Annotated in this window: 16 protein-coding genes, 1 pseudogene and 1 CRISPR repeat array; of the genes and pseudogenes, 8 read left to right on the top strand and 9 right to left on the bottom strand. The window is 66.9% G+C overall.

Annotated elements, in window-relative coordinates; genetic code table 11:
• The 4 genes from JM949_RS23350 to JM949_RS23335 form a co-directional block, all read left to right on the top strand.
• Positions 1–1527, top strand: a 1527-nt coding sequence (locus tag JM949_RS23350; protein ID WP_203150475.1) for a DUF7933 domain-containing protein, incomplete at its 5' end; no start/stop codon positions are given.
• 1137 nt (positions 1528–2664) lie between these two features.
• Positions 2665–3810, top strand: coding sequence for a tyrosine-type recombinase/integrase (locus tag JM949_RS23345; protein WP_203150474.1), 1146 nt, complete (start codon positions 2665–2667; stop codon positions 3808–3810).
• Positions 3811–4026: 216 nt separating this feature from the next.
• Positions 4027–4272 (top strand): helix-turn-helix domain-containing protein, encoded by a 246-nt coding sequence (locus tag JM949_RS23340; protein WP_203150473.1) that lies wholly within the window; start codon positions 4027–4029, stop codon positions 4270–4272.
• Between the two features lie 94 nt (positions 4273–4366).
• A CRISPR array of direct repeats spans positions 4367–4697; the repeat unit is 28 nt; unit sequence CGATCACCCCCGCGTGCGCGGGGAGCAG.
• Positions 4698–5215: 518 nt separating this feature from the next.
• Positions 5216–6145 carry an alpha/beta hydrolase family protein gene (locus JM949_RS23335; protein WP_203150472.1) on the top strand — a complete coding sequence of 310 codons (930 nt, stop codon included), beginning with the start codon at positions 5216–5218 and terminating at the stop codon, positions 6143–6145.
• Here the strand turns inward: JM949_RS23335 and JM949_RS37620 are convergent.
• The 5 genes and pseudogenes from JM949_RS37620 to JM949_RS23315 all read right to left on the bottom strand — a co-directional run bounded on the left by JM949_RS37620 (position 6140) and on the right by JM949_RS23315 (position 9381).
• Complete coding sequence (locus tag JM949_RS37620) at positions 6140–7330, bottom strand: hypothetical protein (RefSeq protein ID WP_238433729.1); 1191 nt, start codon at positions 7328–7330, stop codon at positions 6140–6142. The genes JM949_RS23335 and JM949_RS37620 overlap by 6 nt on opposite strands.
• Before the next feature lie 208 nt (positions 7331–7538).
• Positions 7539–7661 (bottom strand): annotated as a pseudogene (locus JM949_RS39900) (helix-turn-helix domain-containing protein); the annotation flags it as partial.
• A 44-nt stretch (positions 7662–7705) separates the two neighbouring features.
• Complete coding sequence (locus JM949_RS37615) at positions 7706–8323, bottom strand: tyrosine-type recombinase/integrase (protein WP_309232289.1); 618 nt, start codon at positions 8321–8323, stop codon at positions 7706–7708.
• Positions 8218–8811, bottom strand: a complete 594-nt coding sequence (locus tag JM949_RS39280; RefSeq protein WP_309232288.1) for a hypothetical protein — start codon at positions 8809–8811, stop codon at positions 8218–8220. Before JM949_RS39280 ends, JM949_RS37615 begins: the two co-directional genes overlap by 106 nt.
• A 225-nt stretch (positions 8812–9036) precedes the next feature.
• Complete coding sequence (locus tag JM949_RS23315) at positions 9037–9381, bottom strand: hypothetical protein (protein WP_203150471.1); 345 nt, start codon at positions 9379–9381, stop codon at positions 9037–9039.
• 181 nt (positions 9382–9562) lie between these two features.
• Between JM949_RS23315 and JM949_RS37610 the strand changes: the two genes are divergently transcribed.
• Complete coding sequence (locus JM949_RS37610; RefSeq protein ID WP_309232287.1) at positions 9563–9883, top strand: cyclic-phosphate processing receiver domain-containing protein; 321 nt, start codon at positions 9563–9565, stop codon at positions 9881–9883.
• A gap of 63 nt (positions 9884–9946) precedes the next feature.
• On the opposite strand, the gene JM949_RS23305 is transcribed toward JM949_RS37610, so the two are convergent.
• The 3 genes from JM949_RS23305 to JM949_RS23295 all read right to left on the bottom strand — a co-directional run bounded on the left by JM949_RS23305 (position 9947) and on the right by JM949_RS23295 (position 11990).
• Positions 9947–10432: a hypothetical protein gene (locus tag JM949_RS23305; protein WP_203150470.1), complete on the bottom strand. Its 486-nt coding sequence runs from the start codon at positions 10430–10432 to the stop codon at positions 9947–9949.
• 710 nt (positions 10433–11142) lie between these two features.
• A complete protein-coding gene (locus tag JM949_RS37605) occupies positions 11143–11526 on the bottom strand; it encodes a hypothetical protein (RefSeq protein ID WP_238433726.1) in 384 nt (127 codons plus the stop codon).
• Between the two features lie 53 nt (positions 11527–11579).
• Positions 11580–11990 carry a helix-turn-helix domain-containing protein gene (locus JM949_RS23295; protein WP_203150469.1) on the bottom strand — a complete coding sequence of 137 codons (411 nt, stop codon included), beginning with the start codon at positions 11988–11990 and terminating at the stop codon, positions 11580–11582.
• Between the two features lie 78 nt (positions 11991–12068).
• Here JM949_RS23295 and JM949_RS23290 point away from each other — a divergent pair, with 78 nt between their 5' ends.
• The 3 genes from JM949_RS23290 (at position 12069) to JM949_RS23280 (ending at position 15230) form a co-directional block, all read left to right on the top strand.
• Positions 12069–13013, top strand: a complete 945-nt coding sequence (locus tag JM949_RS23290) for an NAD(P)/FAD-dependent oxidoreductase (RefSeq protein ID WP_203150468.1) — start codon at positions 12069–12071, stop codon at positions 13011–13013.
• Positions 13014–13015: 2 nt separating this feature from the next.
• Entirely contained in the window at positions 13016–14458 is a 1443-nt protein-coding gene (locus tag JM949_RS23285; RefSeq protein ID WP_309232286.1) for an MDR family MFS transporter, read from the top strand.
• A 481-nt stretch (positions 14459–14939) separates the two neighbouring features.
• The gene (locus JM949_RS23280) at positions 14940–15230 is read left to right on the top strand and encodes a hypothetical protein (protein WP_203150466.1); all 291 of its coding nucleotides are present in this window, start codon (positions 14940–14942) and stop codon (positions 15228–15230) included.
• A 988-nt stretch (positions 15231–16218) separates the two neighbouring features.
• Here JM949_RS23280 and JM949_RS23275 read toward each other — a convergent pair.
• On the bottom strand, positions 16219–16584 hold the full coding sequence (locus JM949_RS23275; RefSeq protein ID WP_203150465.1) for a VOC family protein: 366 nt from the start codon (positions 16582–16584) through the stop codon (positions 16219–16221).
• Positions 16585–16756 lie beyond the last annotated feature (172 nt).

The following is a 16756-nucleotide window of genomic DNA, read 5'->3' as shown; positions in this document are numbered from 1 at the left end:
GGGCTGGTGGTGGCCACTCCGAATGGTCTGACTGGCTCGTGCGGTGGTGGCACGATCGCCGCGACGGCCGGTGGTGGCAGCATCAGCCTGGCCGGTGCGACGCTGCCGGCTGGTGGGAGTTGCACGTTCTCGGTGAACGTCACCGGCACGACCAGCGGTACGAAGGTCAACACGAGCAGCCCGGTGGACTCGAACGAGAGCGGCCCGGGTACCCCCGCCGCGGCGAGCATCACGGTCAGGGTTGCGGCAGCACCGACGATCGCGAAAGCGTTCCGAGACGCCACCATCCCGCTTGACGGAACGACGGCGCTGCAGTTCACCCTTACCAACCCCAACACGGACACGACGCTGACGGGTGTCAGCTTCGTCGACAACCTTCCTGCGGGCCTGGTGGTCGCCACTCCCAACGCCGCAGAGACCGACTGCGCCTCCGGCGCGATCGCTGCGACTGCCGGGAGCAGCAGCATCAGCCTGTTCGGCGCCACTCTGCCCGCCAACGCAAGCTGCACCGTGTCAGTCAACGTCACCGGCACAACCACCGGAACGAAGGTCAATACCACCGCTACCGTCACCTCGGTCCAGAGCGGTCCGGGCACTTCTGCCTCGGCAAGTGTCACGGTCGGCGCGGCGGTCGTCGCGCCGCCGACGATCGCCAAGGCTTTCGAAGATGGGACCATCCCGGCTGGCGGGACGACGTCGCTCGGATTCACCCTCAGCAACCCGAACGCGAGCACGACGCTGACCGGAGTCGGTTTCACCGATGCGTTGCCTGCGGGGTTGGTGGTCGCCACTCCCAACGGTTTGAGTGGCTCGTGCGGTGGTGGCACGATCACCGCGACCGCCGGTAGCAGCAGCATCAGCCTGGCCGGTGCGACACTGTCGGCTGGTGGGAGTTGCACCTTCTCGGTGAACGTCACCGGCACGACCAGCGGGACGAAGTCAAATACGAGCGGTCCGGTGGATTCGAACGAGAGCGGCCCGGGTGCTACTGCCTCGGCAAGCATCGTAGTCGGCGCTGTCGCGGCACCGACCATCGCCAAGGTCTTCCGGGATGCCACCATCTTCCTCAATGGGACGACGTCACTGGGCTTTACCCTCAGCAACCCCAACCCGCGTATGTCGCTGACCGGAGTCAGTTTCGTCGACGACCTTCCGGCGGGGCTGGTGGTCGCCGCTCCCAACGCCGCGCAGACCAACTGCGCCTCCGCAACGGTTACCGCGAATTCCGGCGGCAGCAGCATCAGCCTGGCGGGGGCGACCCTGCCGGCCAACGGGAGTTGCACAGTGTCGGTGAACGTCACCGGCAAGACCGCCGGGAAGAAGGTCAATACGACGGCCGCCACCTCGATCGAGAGCGGCCCAGGCTCTCCTGCCTCGGCAAGCATTACGGTCCGTAAGGGCAATCTGCCTGTCACCGGAAGCCCGATCTCAACCTACGCCACGGTCGCACTGACCATGCTCGGCCTCGGTGGATTGCTTATCGTGATGAGTCACCGGCTGGTCCGGCGTAGGCGCCGAATCGCCTAGCATGCGACGCGGTTTGGAAATGGTCGGTCGCTACTTCCTGAAGACTGTCCTCCCGATTGGCTGGAGGTCACGTGATAGCGGCAAGTGAGGCAGGCGTCGGTTAGGTATGCCGGGTGAGTCCAGGTCCTGGCCGCGTGGATCTCGGCGCTTGTGCGGGCCGGTTTCTTGTCCCGCACAAGCGCGAACCCGCATACGACACGACCAGAAGACCTCGGGGCTCCGCCCCGAACCCCGGCTCTCCTCAGAGATCCGCCGCAGCAGCAACTGCGACCCTTGCCAAGCAACGTCGCCTTCCAGTCAGGATGGTGCAGCAGATAGTCGTACCCTCCTTCGCCGGGAAGGTTGCGGCACAAGACATGAAGCACGTGCCCTGCCGAGAGCGGGACTGACAGCATTGGCCTGGTGCTCATCGCTGGCTGGCACATTTCTCTGGCCCCAGCCTGACCCCGCACGACGCCACGGCCGCCACCAGATGAACGCTGGCCACGAGTTGGCCGGAAGACGAGGCCGATGTCGGCGGATGCGGGACGCTCCTACGGTTCAGATGGCGGCGGCGTGCCAGCTACGTGCCAGTAGCCGCCGGCACGAGCGGGCAGGAGCCGTGACCGGCTCGCCTGCCGCCAGCAGGCGTTTCGGGCATCTCGGGGCGGTGATCTTCGTCCCTTCGGAACTGACGGTGCATGGTGCGGGCTCGCCGTGCCCGGTTGCGTGTCCGTGGGCGGGAGCCGAGGGTAAATGAAGGTCAACTTTTGGGCGTGTCCGGCCTGGAGACGCAGGTCAAGTCAGGTCGTAGCCGTGCGACTCTCGGCCGTGTCGACACTTCCTAAACCGGGTGGCAGAGCAGCCATCTGCGCCAGTCCTCGGGGACCACGTGGGGACCACACGTGATGCGTGATGGTGGACGTTGAGCCGTCGGCGGAACAGCTTGATCCTGGGCATAGCGTGTGTGACGTGCGTGGACGTGTGGCGAAAGGTCCTGGGGGTCAAGGGGTCGTCGGTTCGAATCCGGCCGTCCCGACTGGTATTCACCAGCGGATATAGAAGATCATGTGTGATCTTGCGATAACGCTGGCGGTAACGGAGATCGCTTAACGTGGGTTGCATCCCTCGATCCCGTTACTGCGGAGGTGCAGCCTCATGGCTGTCTACAACTACCGCCTTGCCAACGGCCAGACCCGCTGGTTCTTCATCATCGACCTCCCGCCCGACGCCAACGGTCGGCGTCGCCAGCACAAGCGGCAGGGGTTCCCCAATCAGGCTGCCGCCCCGAAAGCCGAGGAAGACGCCCGCGCCGCCTACGGTGGAGCGGACCTAGGCGCCGACGGCAGCGTCACCGCCGAGCTGGAGAGCTGGCTCAACGAGCGCGAACTGGATGTCCAGGAGACGACGCTCAGCAACTACAGGGACATCATGCGCTGCTACGTGGTGCCGCACATCGGCACGCGGCAGCTCTACGCCCTCGACAAGCGGGTCATCCACGAGTTGTACAAGAAGCTACTCAAGGGCGGCGGCAAGAACGGCGGGCCGCTGTCGTCGACCACCGTCCGGATCGTGCACCGGGTCATGATGAAGGCGTTGAGCGATCTCGGGGTCAACGTCGACGGTGTGCGGCAACCCCGGCCGGCCGAGCGGGAAACCATGGGCCGTAAGGGAGTCTGGACGCCCGCGCAGTCGGCGAAGTTTCTCAAGCACCACGCCGATCATCGGCTGCGCGCCGCCTGGGTCCTGGCGATCGTTGTCGGCACCCGACGTGGAGAGTTGGCCGGTCTCAAGTGGCCCCGCGTGGACCTCGACCGAGGCGTCTTGCTGCTGCACTGGCAACGCACGACTACCAGCAACGGAGTCGTGGAGAAGGCATCCAAGGGTAAGAGCAAGCGGGCGGTAGCGATCGGGCCGGCCCTGGTAGCGGAGCTGGACGCTCACCGGACGCGCCAGGACGTAGAGAAGGTCGAAGCCGGAGTCCTTTACCACGACGGTGGTTACCTGTTCTGCCGGGAAGATGGGGAGCCGTACTACCCGAAGTACTTCACCGACCAATGGGCGAAGGCCTGCGCCGACGCCGGCGTTCCCGTCATCTCCCTTCACGATGCGCGGCACACCTCCGCTACCACCGGCGCTGACGCTGGCGTTCCCGAGCACGTAATGCAGCGGCGGCTTGGTCACGCCGACAGCCGCACGACGCGGGAGGTCTACACCCACGTGTTGCCGGAGAGCGAGCGGAGGGCCGCGGAGCTGATGGAAGCGGTGCTCGGAGACGCCGCAAGCTGGTCACCCAAGGCGTAGCCGTGCTGGGAACGGCATTTCTGCCTCCAGCTGCGCTCCCGTTGCTTCCGGTCTCACGTCGGCGTCCCGGCTGCCAGTAGAGCTGCAAACTACGTGGTTGCTGACGTCGTTGTGGCCTGTGGATGCTCCGCTGGCAACGCAGCAGACAACCGGCTGCTCCCATCGTGAGGACTGACGCCGATGCCGGCGTGCTCACGAGCTCAGGGGGTGAGGACGATGGCAACCACCACAAGCGACGGACAGAAGCCGAGTCGGGCGCAGGACCAGGTGTGGACAATCGACGCGGTACGTGGCCTCGGCGTCACCACCGACATCGAGACCGCCGGAGCGATCTTGGGAATCGGACGCACCAAGGCCTACGCCCTGGCCAAAGCCAACGATTTTCCAGTGCGCTTTCTGCGGGTGGGTCGGCGATACCTGGTGCCTGTACATGCGATCCTCAAGCTGCTTGGCGTTGACTAAGCAACTCGGCAAGTCTTGACTGTGCCTCTCACCACGGCGCCGTACCTGCTGGCCCCGCCGACGGGTTAGAAGCCAGTTCGACTCGCTGTACTCCGGATCACCCCTGCATACGCGGGAAGCAGGCGTATTGAACGGGACCGGTCGCCGTCGCCCAGGGATCACCCCCGCGTGCGCGGGGAGCAGCGCAGCCGCGGCCGCAGACGGGCGAGGGTCTCGATCACCCCCGCGTGCGCGGGGAGCAGACCCAGACGCGGAGTTGGTCGCGGTGACGTGGCCGATCACCCCCGCGTGCGCGGGGAGCAGCACGGGGGAAGGGCCCGGAGCTGGGGGGAGTTTCGATCACCCCCGCGTGCGCGGGGAGCAGGGCACTCCGTACTCGTTCGCCGACTACGGTGCGCGATCACCCCCGCGTGCGCGGGGAGCAGACTTCTTGACCTGCGGTGTTAAAGATCGACCTGGCAGATTTCATTCACTAGGTTTCGCAAGGCTGCCTCACTTGATCCTCGTTCGCGCGATGCCGTAGGGGAGTAGGTAGAGGGCAAGCGCACTCGCTACAGGGTAGTTGATGGGGTTCAAGTGAGGGCAGACGAACAGGCGGCGCCGCTTGGTGCGGACCATGGTCGAACAAGCCCTGTGCAAGATCAAGTACCTATCGATCGTACGCGACTCCCGACGCCTACTCGTGCATTAACCCCCTTCAGAACATCACCCTCGCCGGCTGCCGGGCTTAACGACGGCGCAACGGTGCCGGCTCTACCGCCCGCGTGGACCTTGGGCCGTCAGTCCCGTCTGGGTCAACCACCACTGCGAGTGAGGCCGGCGCTGAAGCCTTGACCGGTAGGAGCGCGTATTCGATACGGGCGAGTTCGGCCGTGGCCGTCCTGGGCCGCTACTGACAGTTCTCGGGCGCACCCCGCCGACGGCACCGTGCTTGACTGCCCGCATGGAGCTCGGTATCGATGTTGAAGGCACGCGGCTGGCTGCGACGCTCGACCTGCCGACCGGGCAGGTCCGCGGCGCCGTGGTCATCCTCCACGGCGCGCAGGCGGGACACCGCTCGTACTTCTGCTACACGCACCTCGCCCAGATCCTGCCCGGCGCGGGGATCGCGGTCCTGAGGTATGAGCGTCGACCCCGCATCGACGGTCACGACGTGCCGCTGGTCGACCAGGCCGACGACGCGGCTGCAGCCATCGCCGTGCTTCGTCGATACGTTGGTGAGGTGCCGGTTGGGTTGTGGGGCTGGAGCCAGGGCGCCTGGGCAGCGACGTTGACCGCAGCGCGCAACCCCGGCCTGGTCGCTTTCCTCATACTGGTGTCCTGCAGCGGGGTCAGCCCCGCCGCGCAGATGCGCTACGGCACCGCCGAACAGTTGCGCCAGCACGGCTTCACCGATGCGGACCTTGTGGACCTGGACCATCTGCGCGGCACGGTCGAGGAGTACCTGCGTGGGCACACCGGCCGGGCATCGGCGCAGCACGCCGTGGACCGTGCCGCAGCGCGCCCATGGTTTCCGCTGGCGTGGCTACCCCGCGAGCTCCCCACCGAGCCCGGCACCTGGACCGACATGGACTTCGATCCAGAGCCGGTGTTCGCGCGGGCGAACTGCCCAGTGCTGTTGTTCTACGGAGCGACCGATGCCTGGGTGCCGGTCGATGCGAGCATCGCCGCCTGGCGGCGTGCCGCCACCACCGGAGCGCTGGACCTGACGATCTGCCGGCTCGATGGATGCGACCACCTGCCGAGCTTCGACGAGCGCGAAGATATCGCGAGCATCAGCAGTCAGTACAGCACGACGCTGGTCACCTGGCTCGAAAGCCATCTGGGCACCGGCACGGCCGACAGGCAGGGTTGTCGCGATGACCAGTCATGACCTTGGACTGGGGTAGCGGCTCCAGGTGCCGCCGGCATTGGTGACTTGGCGGGTCGCGGTGGTGGGGTGGAAGCCGAGAGCGTCGGCGACGACCGGGGCGGGTGCTTGCAGGACGAGTTGGCGTAGCGCGGCGACGCGGCCTTCCTTGATCGGGAACCCGAGCGCGCGGAGCCGGTTGTGCAGGGTGGTGTAGGCGACGGGCTGTCCGGCGAGCCGGCCGGGAAACAGCAGAGCCGGCGGCGGGCCGGCCGCGTCGACGAGCTGCCGCAGCAGCGTGGCGAACGGTTCCGGGACGGGTGCGGGTGGGTCACCGAGACGGATGGACAGCTCGCCGTCGTGATCGAGGACATCGGCAGTGGTGAGGTCCTGAATGCGGCTGAGCGGTTGGGCGTAGAGCAGTAGCAGGCAGGCGGCGGTGCGGGTGCCGACGTCGGCGTGGTCGTCGGTGGTGAACCGGCGTAGCAGGGCCAGGCGGCGTTGCTGGGTGATGACGGCGCCGGGCTTGAACATCAGCGCGCTGGCGACCAGGTGCCGGGGCAGGTGCCCGTGGGTGATGGCCCAGGTGAGGAAGCCGTGCACGCGGTGACGCTGGTGCACGCGCGCCGTGGCGTACCAGGTGTCGAGGTCGGCTTGTGTGAGCGTGGCCGGGGCGATGCCGCGTTCGTGAAGCCAGGTCAGGAACGCCTGCGCTTGGGTGAACTGCTGGGTGACGTAAGGCCTGGCGGTGGCCCGTAGCGGGCGGGCTGCGGCGGTGGTGCGGAGCCGGGGTAGTTGGTGCCAGAGCGCGAAGCGACGCAGCAGCGGCTGGTGAGGGTGCTCGACCAGCTCGGCGAGTCGCCGGTGCAGCCATTGCTCAGTGTCGAGCAGGTGCTTGTCGACGGTGGGAAGGATGCCGCAGGCCATGAGTTCGTGGCGCAGGTAGCGGGCGGCGATCGGGCGGTCATGTCCGGCAAGCCCGTCGTGGGTCAGGGGCAGCCGGCCGGTGGCTAGCGCGGTGAGCAACTCGCGGACATGCGGTCGGGACAGCCAGATACGCACTGTCTCGGGCTGCTTGGCGGCCAGCGCGTTGGCCAGCGGCGTGAGGGCGAGGTTCATGGTGCCGGTGCCGTCGTCGAAGGCCTGTTCCACCTTCAGCGCCGTTCGGCAGGGCGAGCAGGTGGGCCGCCGGCCGGGCCGCTTCGGCATGGTCGTATCGCAGCGCCGGCAGGACCACTCGGGGGTCGGCTCCGTCACGGTTCGGGTCGCAGCGCGCCCGCTTGGGCCGCACCGCGGCCAGGTCGGCCACTCCGTCGGCGCCGGCCGCCTTGCGGATCGGGGCGACGTCCTCGGCGCGGGTGGCGATGAGCTGCGCGGGGGTAACGTCGAGGATGTCGCACAGCGCGGCCAGCACCGGCAGGGACAGCCGCTCCGGGGTTTGAGTGACCAGCCGCCACACCTGCACCGAGGACAGCCGGATGCCGCGCTGGTCGAGCAGCGGCTCCAGGTCGGAGGCGTTGAACAGCCCGTTGGCGGCCATGACCTCCCGCAGCCGCCACTGGTAGGCGACCTGCCGCTTGCCCGTCATCGCTTCGTCCTCTCCGGCCGCACCGCGGCCGCCATCGTCGCATCAAGGGCCCGCCGCAACGTACGGGTGCGGAAGTCCGAGGACACGCAGGTGTAGATCGAGGTGGTGGAGGCGTGCTCGTGGCCGACCTGTTGCTGCACGAACAGCGGATCCCAGCCGGCCTCGATCAGGTGGGTGACGTAGGAGCGGCGCAGCGAGTGGAAGTCCAGTCCGGGGCCGAAGCCCAACGCCCGCCGGTAGTCAGCCAGCCGTCGGTTGATCCCGTCGACGCTGACCCGTGGACCCCGCTCCGAGGGCCACAACGCCGGCGAGCCGGCCTGCGGCGTCAACGGCCGCACCTCGGTGGTCCACTGTTGCAGGATCTCCACCGTCCACGGCCACACCGTCAGCACGCTGCGCGGCTTCGGTGGTGAACCCTTGCACGCCTTGCCGAAGCGGACCCGGCACACCCCGACGTCACCGAACTCCGTGGCGTGCGGGTTGGGACCGAAGTCGACCAGGTCGAGCATCACCACCTCCCGGCGACGCAGCCCGTAGGCGTAGGCAACCTTGAGCAGCGTGGCGTCTCGGAACAGCGCCAGCCAGCCCTTGCGTCCCGCCGCCCGGGAGCGCACCACCTGCTCGTCGGCGTAGTCGAACAGCGTCTGCAGCTCATCCACCGTGAACGCCCGCCGCGACGGTCGCCCTCGGCGTCCTGGACGTGCACCGCGGTGTTCCACTCGTGCACGACCTGCACCGGGTGCGACCCGAAACGGCGCTCACACTCCGCCGCCCACTCATAGGCCGGATCGGTCAGGTAGTCGCAGAACGCCGCGACCGTCGCCGAGTAGTTCCGGATCGTCGAGCGCCGCCGACCCCGCACCGCCCGCAGGTCCGCCAACCAGTCGTCGAGCAGCTGCGGCCGCCACTGCCACGGGTAGGCATCCGCGTGCGCGGCGAACGCCCGCACCACCTGCAGGCGCTTGTCGATCGTGGCGAACGCCAGGTTCCGCGCGAGCTGCTGCGCCCGCCACCCGTCGCACATCGCCACGAACACCTGCTCCTCCGGCCGCAGCAGCGCCACACCATCGGCGAGAACCAGCCCCCGCCGCCCCCGGCGCACCGCCCCAACGAGCCATCCCGACCACCCTCCGCGACTTACATCAAACGAAGGGATCCTTCATCAGATGAAAGCCTACCTGCCGTTCCTGGGTGTTCCGTGGCGGTGCAGCGGCCCGCGTTGGCAGCCATCAGCCGTGGGAGGTGCCATCGTCAGCAGGTTCGGCCGCTTCGTCTGACTACGTTCGGTCACCCGCAGGGTGGAGGGACGTGCGCGGGTCGCGGCAGATCAGGGCGCCGTCAGTGAGGGGTGCCAGGAAGCGAAGTCGTCGGGCGGACCCAAGACAAGCACTGTCATATCCAACAGCCGTTGGTAGTAGCTCGCCTCGTAGCCGGCCAACTGCGGTACCACCCGGGCGAGGTCCTGCTCGCGTGCCGCAAGAACATCCCACCACCAATCATCGAGGTCGCCGCCGTTGACCAACCACGTACTGATGCAGCCGGCGGCATCGGCATCGAGCATGACCATCCCGACCCCCGCGATGTCGACGGCCCTCAGACGGGCAGGAAACGCAGCCTCCCTATGCGCCGCCCAGAGTTCGGCGACAGCCTTGATGCGGTCACCATCTGTCATCCGGAACAGCCCTCCGATCGCCGGGACCCTTCAAGAGCATAGGCGCACTACTTTCGGCACGAGCGTGCGTTCGACAGATGGACGATGGCGTACGGAGAGTGAGGGGGCGCCGAGGTTCAACGTGCCCATTCGGCGGCAAATCTTAATGTTGGATCATGACGGCGCCAGGCATCATCATCGCGTGGATTCCCGCCGAACGATCGTCCTGGTCGATGACCTCCGCTCGTTCGTGGATGGCCGCAGCGCCGAGGTGGCCCGCACCAGCACCGCCGGAGTTGGACTCCTCGATCGGTACCGGGACCGGCGCCTGGACGAGCTGTGGCTGGACCACGATCTAGGCGGGGACGACACGAACTGGCCGGTCGTGGAGGTCCTGGAACGGGTCAACCGCGACGGCTACCGGCAACTTCGTCGCCTCGCCAGCCGCTGGCCGCACGCGACCTGGGCGGTCGAAGGCGCAGCCGGCCTCGGCGCCGCGCTGACCGCCCGACTGGCAGCTTGAGGCCAGAAGCCGTGCATCCACAGCGCAGACGTCAAACGCATCGGCAGCGATGAACGTTGGACGTCATGGAGGCAACGACCGGAATCCAGCAGCCAACGCGGAACTTGCGTCGCCATCATATGGAGTGCTCGTGGTGAGGAATCGTCGGCGCTGGACCAGCATGAGGCCATCGCCGGTCGGTACCACCATCGATGCTCGCGGTGAACCGGTGTCGACCAACACCTTGCCCTGCATCAATGCCTCCAAGAGGAGAACGATGTCTGTCTCGACGTCGGTCGCGAACCACCTGTGCTGCGGCAGCGAAATGTTGTAGAGGTCGGTGTCCACCCCATAACCCACAACGATCGAGCCGTCGCACCCCAAGAGGTGGAAGGACAGCCCAAGGAACCGCGCCGAATCGACGACGATCTCCACCTGGTACGCCGGGCGCTTAACGGCATAGATCGTCGCGCCGGCCTGGGTGGACGTCTCGACAGTGACTCCGCTGCCACGAAGCACGTCGACCGCATCCGCGATGCGAGCGCCAACCGGCCGGCTGTCCTCGGTCACGGCCTTATGCTTGCACGCTTGTCTCATCACCGGCGGCATGCTGGGGGCGTCGGGTATCGGCCGTCTGCAGGCGTCTGCGACGAGTGCTCACCGAACGCTTCAGGCCAGCACCGCCGTGCGAGATCAGGCAAGCCCGAGCGGACATGCCCATTACCCCGCTTTCCCGGCGCGGTTACCACTGGCAACAACTCGACCAGGCGGCGGCGGAGCGGCCGATCGCGAGTGCTGACTCACCTTGGTCAGCGCCCGGGTGACCCCAGACGGTGTTTGAGCTGGCGGTGGTCGGCTTCGATCGGGTTGTTGGCGTGCCGTTCGACGTGATGCCAGGCTGACGGGACGAGGTCATTGAGCACCGCTGGGTAGACCGGGGCGGCGTCGGGCATTAGTCGGCGGGTACCTGCGGCATTCGTAGCGTCTGGTGAACGAAGCGTCGAGCCGTTCCGGCGTCTCGACCAGCGGAGGCAAGCACATCGATGGTTTGCCCGCACTGGTCGACCACGCGTAGACGTGGCGCCACACGCCGTTGACCTTCACGAGGGTCAACGCTGACCTCGGCGGCGACCACGGGCGACGACGGCATGATTGCGTCACCAGTCACCTCTGCCCGGGCTACCGGCTGACGACGCAACAGAGCCCGAACACCTGCGACAGGTCCAACCGGTGGGGACACCAGCAGCCGGGCGGCTGAGCGACGGGCCGGCGAGCCACATTCATTTATGTGCGAATAGCGGATCGCCGTGGCGGTGTGGCCGGCCGGTATACCGATGATCAGAAACGTCCCCGGAACCTGGTTCCCGACACCCAGTCTCGGGACAGCGCCGGGTGTCGGTCCGATTGATCGCCTGCATGATCGACGTGGTCGTCTGGTGGCCGTGTCCGGGCGTGGGGCGAGGAACACCGGCCGGTTGTACGGCCTGCAACAGCCGCGGCAACAACCGGGCGGTCGGAGTTTCCCAGTGCACGTAGGCCCGGTCGCCGCCCTTCGCCACGACCCGGGCGCGGCGGAACACCATCATGTCCTGGTCGGTCACGTTCGGTCCGAGGATGTCCTCGGCGCGAGCGCAGGTCTCATACAGCATCCGCCACAGCACCACTTGTGGTAGCCCTCCTGGTGACGATCGTTTCGTCCGGCGAACGAGGGCCTCCTTCAGATCACACACACGCCCTCGTGGGGGTTCTGGAATCCGGCCCCAGTCTCTACTATGCGCTGGTAGTCGGGGCACTTGGTGAAGTCGTCCGCGCTGCACTGCATCAGGTGCTCGATCAGCGTCTTAGACGCCAATATCTCCTGAAGCCGACGCTGTAGCGCCAGGTGATGCCGCTGGAGGAGTGCCTGGCGCTCGGCTTGGCCGGAGACGCTGAGTATCTCCCGGATCTGCTCCAGGCTCATCCCTGCCGCTTTGGCGCGGATGATCGTCATGACGCGGATGACATGTTCGCGGGTGTAGCGGCGGCGGCCGTTCACTCTGCTGGCGGGAGCCAGCAGGCCCATCGTCTCCCAGTGACGCAGCACATGCGGTGCGAGATCGAACTGTTCGGCGAGCTCTCCGATCCGCATGGAATCACTTGACTTCATGTTGACATTAACTTGCAAACTAGCCTCCACGTCAAGCGATCACCGCCTCTGGAGGCACGCATGTTCGACACTGTCATAGTCGGCGGAGGCCCAGCCGGCATGGCCGCCGCCCTCACCCTGGGGCGGACCCACCGCTCGGTGCTCCTGCTCGATGCCGAGGAGGGCCGCAACGCCCCGGCAGAAAATGTGCACAACTTCCTGACCCGAGACGGCACAGCACCTGCCCAGTTCCGCAAGCTCGGACGCGAAGAACTGGCCGCATATCCGGCCGTTCAGATGAAGCCCAGTACGTGCACCGCGGCCTACGTTCTCGACGAGGGCGGCTTCCGCGTCGACCTGTCCGACGGCGGTGCGGCAGAGGCACGGCGGCTTCTGTTGGCCACCGGGCTGACCGACGAGCTTCCCGGACCGCGCGGCGTCGAAGCGTTGTGGGGCCGATCCGCCTTCCACTGTCCCTATTGCCACGGCTATGAGTGCTCTGGCAAGCCGATCGCGGTGATCGGCGCAGAACCGGCCCGCGTACGACTGGCACTGCAACTGAGCCGCTTCGCCGCCGACGTCGTGCTCTGCACGGGCGGTGAACCGCTCGACCCCGCGTTGGGCCTGAAGCTGGAGTCGAACGGCGTCGCCGTGCGCTGCGAAGCCATCGCCCGACTGGAGGCGACGGGTGACCAGCTGGAACAGATCGTGTTCGAGAGCGGCCCGCCACTGGCCAGGGACGCGGTGTTCGTCGTCAACGTGCCGCGTCAGCGCTCCGACCTGGCCGCCCGCCTCGGCTGCGCTTCCTTCGCCGATGGGTGCGTTGAGGTCAACGAGTTCGGGCAGACGAGCGTGGCGGGCGTGTACGCGGCAGGTGACATGGCGCGGCGGGCCACCGTACCTGTGCCGATGGCCGCGGTGATCGCCGCCGCAGCCAGCGGCACCGTCGCCGGCGCGGTCATCGACCAGGACCTACTCTGTGCCGATTTCGACCTGCCCAACCCGCTCGCCCAGGCAAGGGGCTGAGCGTGGTAGCCACAGGATTCACTCAGACCGCGTCCGGCGCCCCGTCGAGGGCGAGCAACGTACCGCTAGCCACGGCCGGCCTTCTGCTCGGCATGCTGCTGTCGGTTCTGGACCAGACGGTGGTGGCCATCGCACTGCCCAATATCGTCGCCGACCTGGGCGGCATGGACGCGATCGGCTGGATCGTCACGTCCTACCTGCTGGCCTCGACCGCGACCGGCGCGCTCTACGGACGCATCAGCGACCGATTTGGCCGGCGCCCGGTGTTCATCACCACGGTCGCCGTGTTCGTCGCAGGCTCCGCGCTGTGCGGCCTGGCGCAGACGATGCCCCAGCTGATCGCCGCAAGAACCCTGCAGGGCATCGGTGCCGGTGCAATGTTCGTGCTGCCCACGATCGCCCTGTCGGAGCTATATCCGCAGCATCTGCGCAGCAAGGTCCAGGGCTTCACTGGCGGCGTCTTCGCCTTGGCCAGCGTAGGCGGCCCGCTCGCTGGCGGCATGATCACTGACGCCTGGGGCTGGCGTTGGATCTTCTACATCAACCTACCCCTCGGGCTGCTCAGCATGGCCCTCATCGCGATCGCGCTACGGCTACCCAAGACCGGCGGGGACGGCAAGGTCGACCTCGCCGGGGCAGTACTGATCGCGGGCGCCACGGTGAGCCTGCTGCTAGTGACCGAATGGGGTGGCCGCACATACGCATGGAGCTCCAGTGTGATCCTCGCGCTGATCGGGGCCTTCACAGTGCTGGTGGCGCTGTTCGTGTGGCGGCAACGATGCGCGACGAACCCGCTGCTTCCGCTACGGCTGTTCACCAACCCCACACTGCGCGTCGCCCTACCCGCCAGCGCGCTGCTCGGCGCGTTGCTGGGCGGCTCGATCATGTACCTGCCCACGTATCTGCAATCCGCTTACGGCATGGGGGCCACCCAGGCGGGCCTAGCACTCAATCCGTACGTCCTCACGTTCATGGCGGTCTCATTGGTCGCCGGTGCCCGCATCAGCGCGAGCGGCCGGTTCAAGCCCTACCTCCTCGCCGGCTCCGTGATCACGGTGCTGGGATTCGCGCTGCTGAGCCAGCTCAATCCCGACACCGCCTACGCCCTGTTCGCCGTGGAGATCGGCGTGCTGGGCGTGGGCTTCGGGCTGCTGATGCAGAACCTGGTCGTCGTCGCGCAGAACGCAGCCACCCCTGCGGACCTGGCCGCCACTTCCTCCGCCACGGTGTCCATCCGCGGCCTGGGCATCTCGCTGGGGGTGGCAGTCTTCGGAAACCTGCTCACCCGGGAACTCCAGGGCCACACCCAGAGCGCCCAGGTGACCGCGATGGCCATCCCCGACGTCCTCGTCTGGGGCGTGCCGGCCGCCGTCGTCCTAGTGGCGCTTATGGCTCTGCTGCCTCGGACCATCAATCACCCTGTATCAGGAGATACAACGAAATGAGCAACAGTAGACCGTCGGGCGCCGTTGCGTATGCCGGTAGTTGCGGGTCGGGGCGGGCTCGACCGGTGACGCTGTCGAGTCATCGTCTCCCGGGGTCGCCGGCGAAGTCGGCGTTCACCGGGTTCCGATTTCCGGCTGAGGTGATCGTCGTCGCGTTGCGCTGGTACCTGCGCTACAACCGACGCTCAGTGCCCAGGACGATGCTCGTCCTAGATGACTGAGTCCTAAATCTAAGCTGGTGAGGCGGCGGTCGTACCGCACAGGGAAGGGTGTCGTTGTCTGCTCGTGACTGCTGACATCGACACCCTTCTGGGAGCCAGAAGCGGATGTCGAGTGGGTCGCCGGCAGTGCGGAAGACACGATTTCCCGTCAGAATGCTGCCGTGGCACCTCTCACTAGATCCGCGCGGTCGGTTGGCCGGACGTGGAGGGCTGCGCGCTTCGTCGGCGCCGTGGCACTCGCCGGGCTCCTAGGTTTTGGGGTGGCCGAACGGCGGGGGCCGGTGTTGGGCGTGCTGGCCTTCTTGACCTATGGATTGCTTCTAGGTGCCGGCGCACTGTCCATGTCGCAGGTTCGGCGCTGGTCGGCCGACCAGAGGGTGGCGGACGCTTCGGTGATTGTGCCGCTGTCGTTCTTCGGTTTGCTGCTGGTTCCGGTGTTGCCGTGGTGGGTCGCCGCCCTGATCGCTTTAGCGGTCGGTGCGGTGTTCGTTCGCGTCGCGGTGTGGCGAGCAGCCCATCGAGCGCGGGCTGCGCAGCAGGTTAACCGTTGACCTTGATATGTGGTGCAGTCACGAAGAGTGACGGCTCGCCTGGGCGTCGTGCGCGGACGGCGTCAGAAGAGTGCGTGTGACCTGCGACAATCGGATCCCTGCCAGCGGCACACCTGTGATCCTTGCCGAATGCCGCGATGACCGAGTGGCGCTCGTTGGCTCTGCCCAGAGGTAGCCGAAAAACCGGGTGTGCCAGGTCGCATCGGTGCTCGGATCGAAACCCAGGCATTCGGCCCGTCGTACGGCGTTGCGAGGACCTCCTGCGGCACGACGCGGTACCCGACCGAGCCCGGCAAGTATCTTCTCGATCCGTTGCCGGTCCTCGGGGTGCAGGTAGGCCACCTGTCCTGGCGAAAGCGTTGACGGCCCAAGGTCGCGAGGCCACCGAAGTTATTGACGGTCACGACCAGAGAGAGTGGGACTTTTCGCGTGCGCTTCGTACGGCTCCGCCTGGCCTCGGCGGGAATCCTGATGCTTCCGAAGCAGGCGATTCCTGGTCATGTGCCGGGTTGCATGGGAGGCCGTAGGTCTCGCTCAACCGCTTCACGAGCCGGTCGAACCGGGCCTGGGTAGCGACGTAGTCGAAATCCCGCGGCAAGTCCAGCCCATCGCCCTGATCCGACACCACCTGCGCCGGTACCGGCCGGGCGCGGGCGTAGAGTGGGATCGGCTCGTCCAGCTCTCGCAGTATCGACCGCCGCACCGGCTCGTCCGCTGTCACATGTTGATGGTAAGCAGCAGTACCACGTGCGTTCGAAGCGGTTTACGCCGGACCGAGCTCCCCCGATTTCGGAACCTGCGGCGCGCCATGGTGCACACGCGAGCCTGAGCGTCAACGTCTGGAGGGTGCTGGAACGCACTCCCTTCGACACGAGCGTGCGCTCGGCAGATGGACGACGGCGTACGGAGAGTGACGGGGCGCCGAGGTCCAACGTGCCCGCTCTGCGGCAGATGTGCGCGTTCTTTCGCCGGTCGTGCCGCCGGGACGTCATTTTTGGTAATACTGCACGACGCAGAACTCGTTGCTCTCCGGGTCGGCCATTACCATAACCGCGCCTTCCGGGTAGTCGTGCCGTTCGCCGGTCCACCGGCCGCCCAGCGCCCCGATCCGGTCCACCGCTTCACCGGCGTCGGCGACAGCGATGTCCAAGTGCAGACGCGCCTTGCCGACCTTGGGCTCCGGTACCGGTTGGAACGTCAACACCGGCCCGCCGTCGATAACGATGACTCGCCGCCAGCCGGGTAGGGACTCCATCACCCGGCCGCCGAGCACGGCGGACCAGAAGTCAGCCAGCTTCTGTGGGTCTTGACAATCTATCGTGACGCCGGCAAACCGGCCCAAGGTCGTCGTCATGGGCCCTAACGTATCCGTGCCACAAAGCCCTTGTCAGGGAGTACTCAACTCGGCTACTTGTTTCATTGACCTGCGACCGTGGCCCGGCCAGGCTTCGGTCGAGGCGCTCGGGCTGTCGCTCTCATTTCGGCTGCCCACGCTGGTCGTGTGGCTCTCATTTGGCCTGCGCGGC

The sequence above is a fragment of the Micromonospora tarensis genome (genome assembly GCF_016803395.1).
In the GTDB taxonomy this organism is placed as follows: Bacteria; Actinomycetota; Actinomycetes; order Mycobacteriales; family Micromonosporaceae; genus Micromonospora; species Micromonospora tarensis.
The sequence above is the reverse complement of the archived record's forward strand: the minus strand, read 5'-3'. Positions and strand labels throughout refer to the sequence as shown.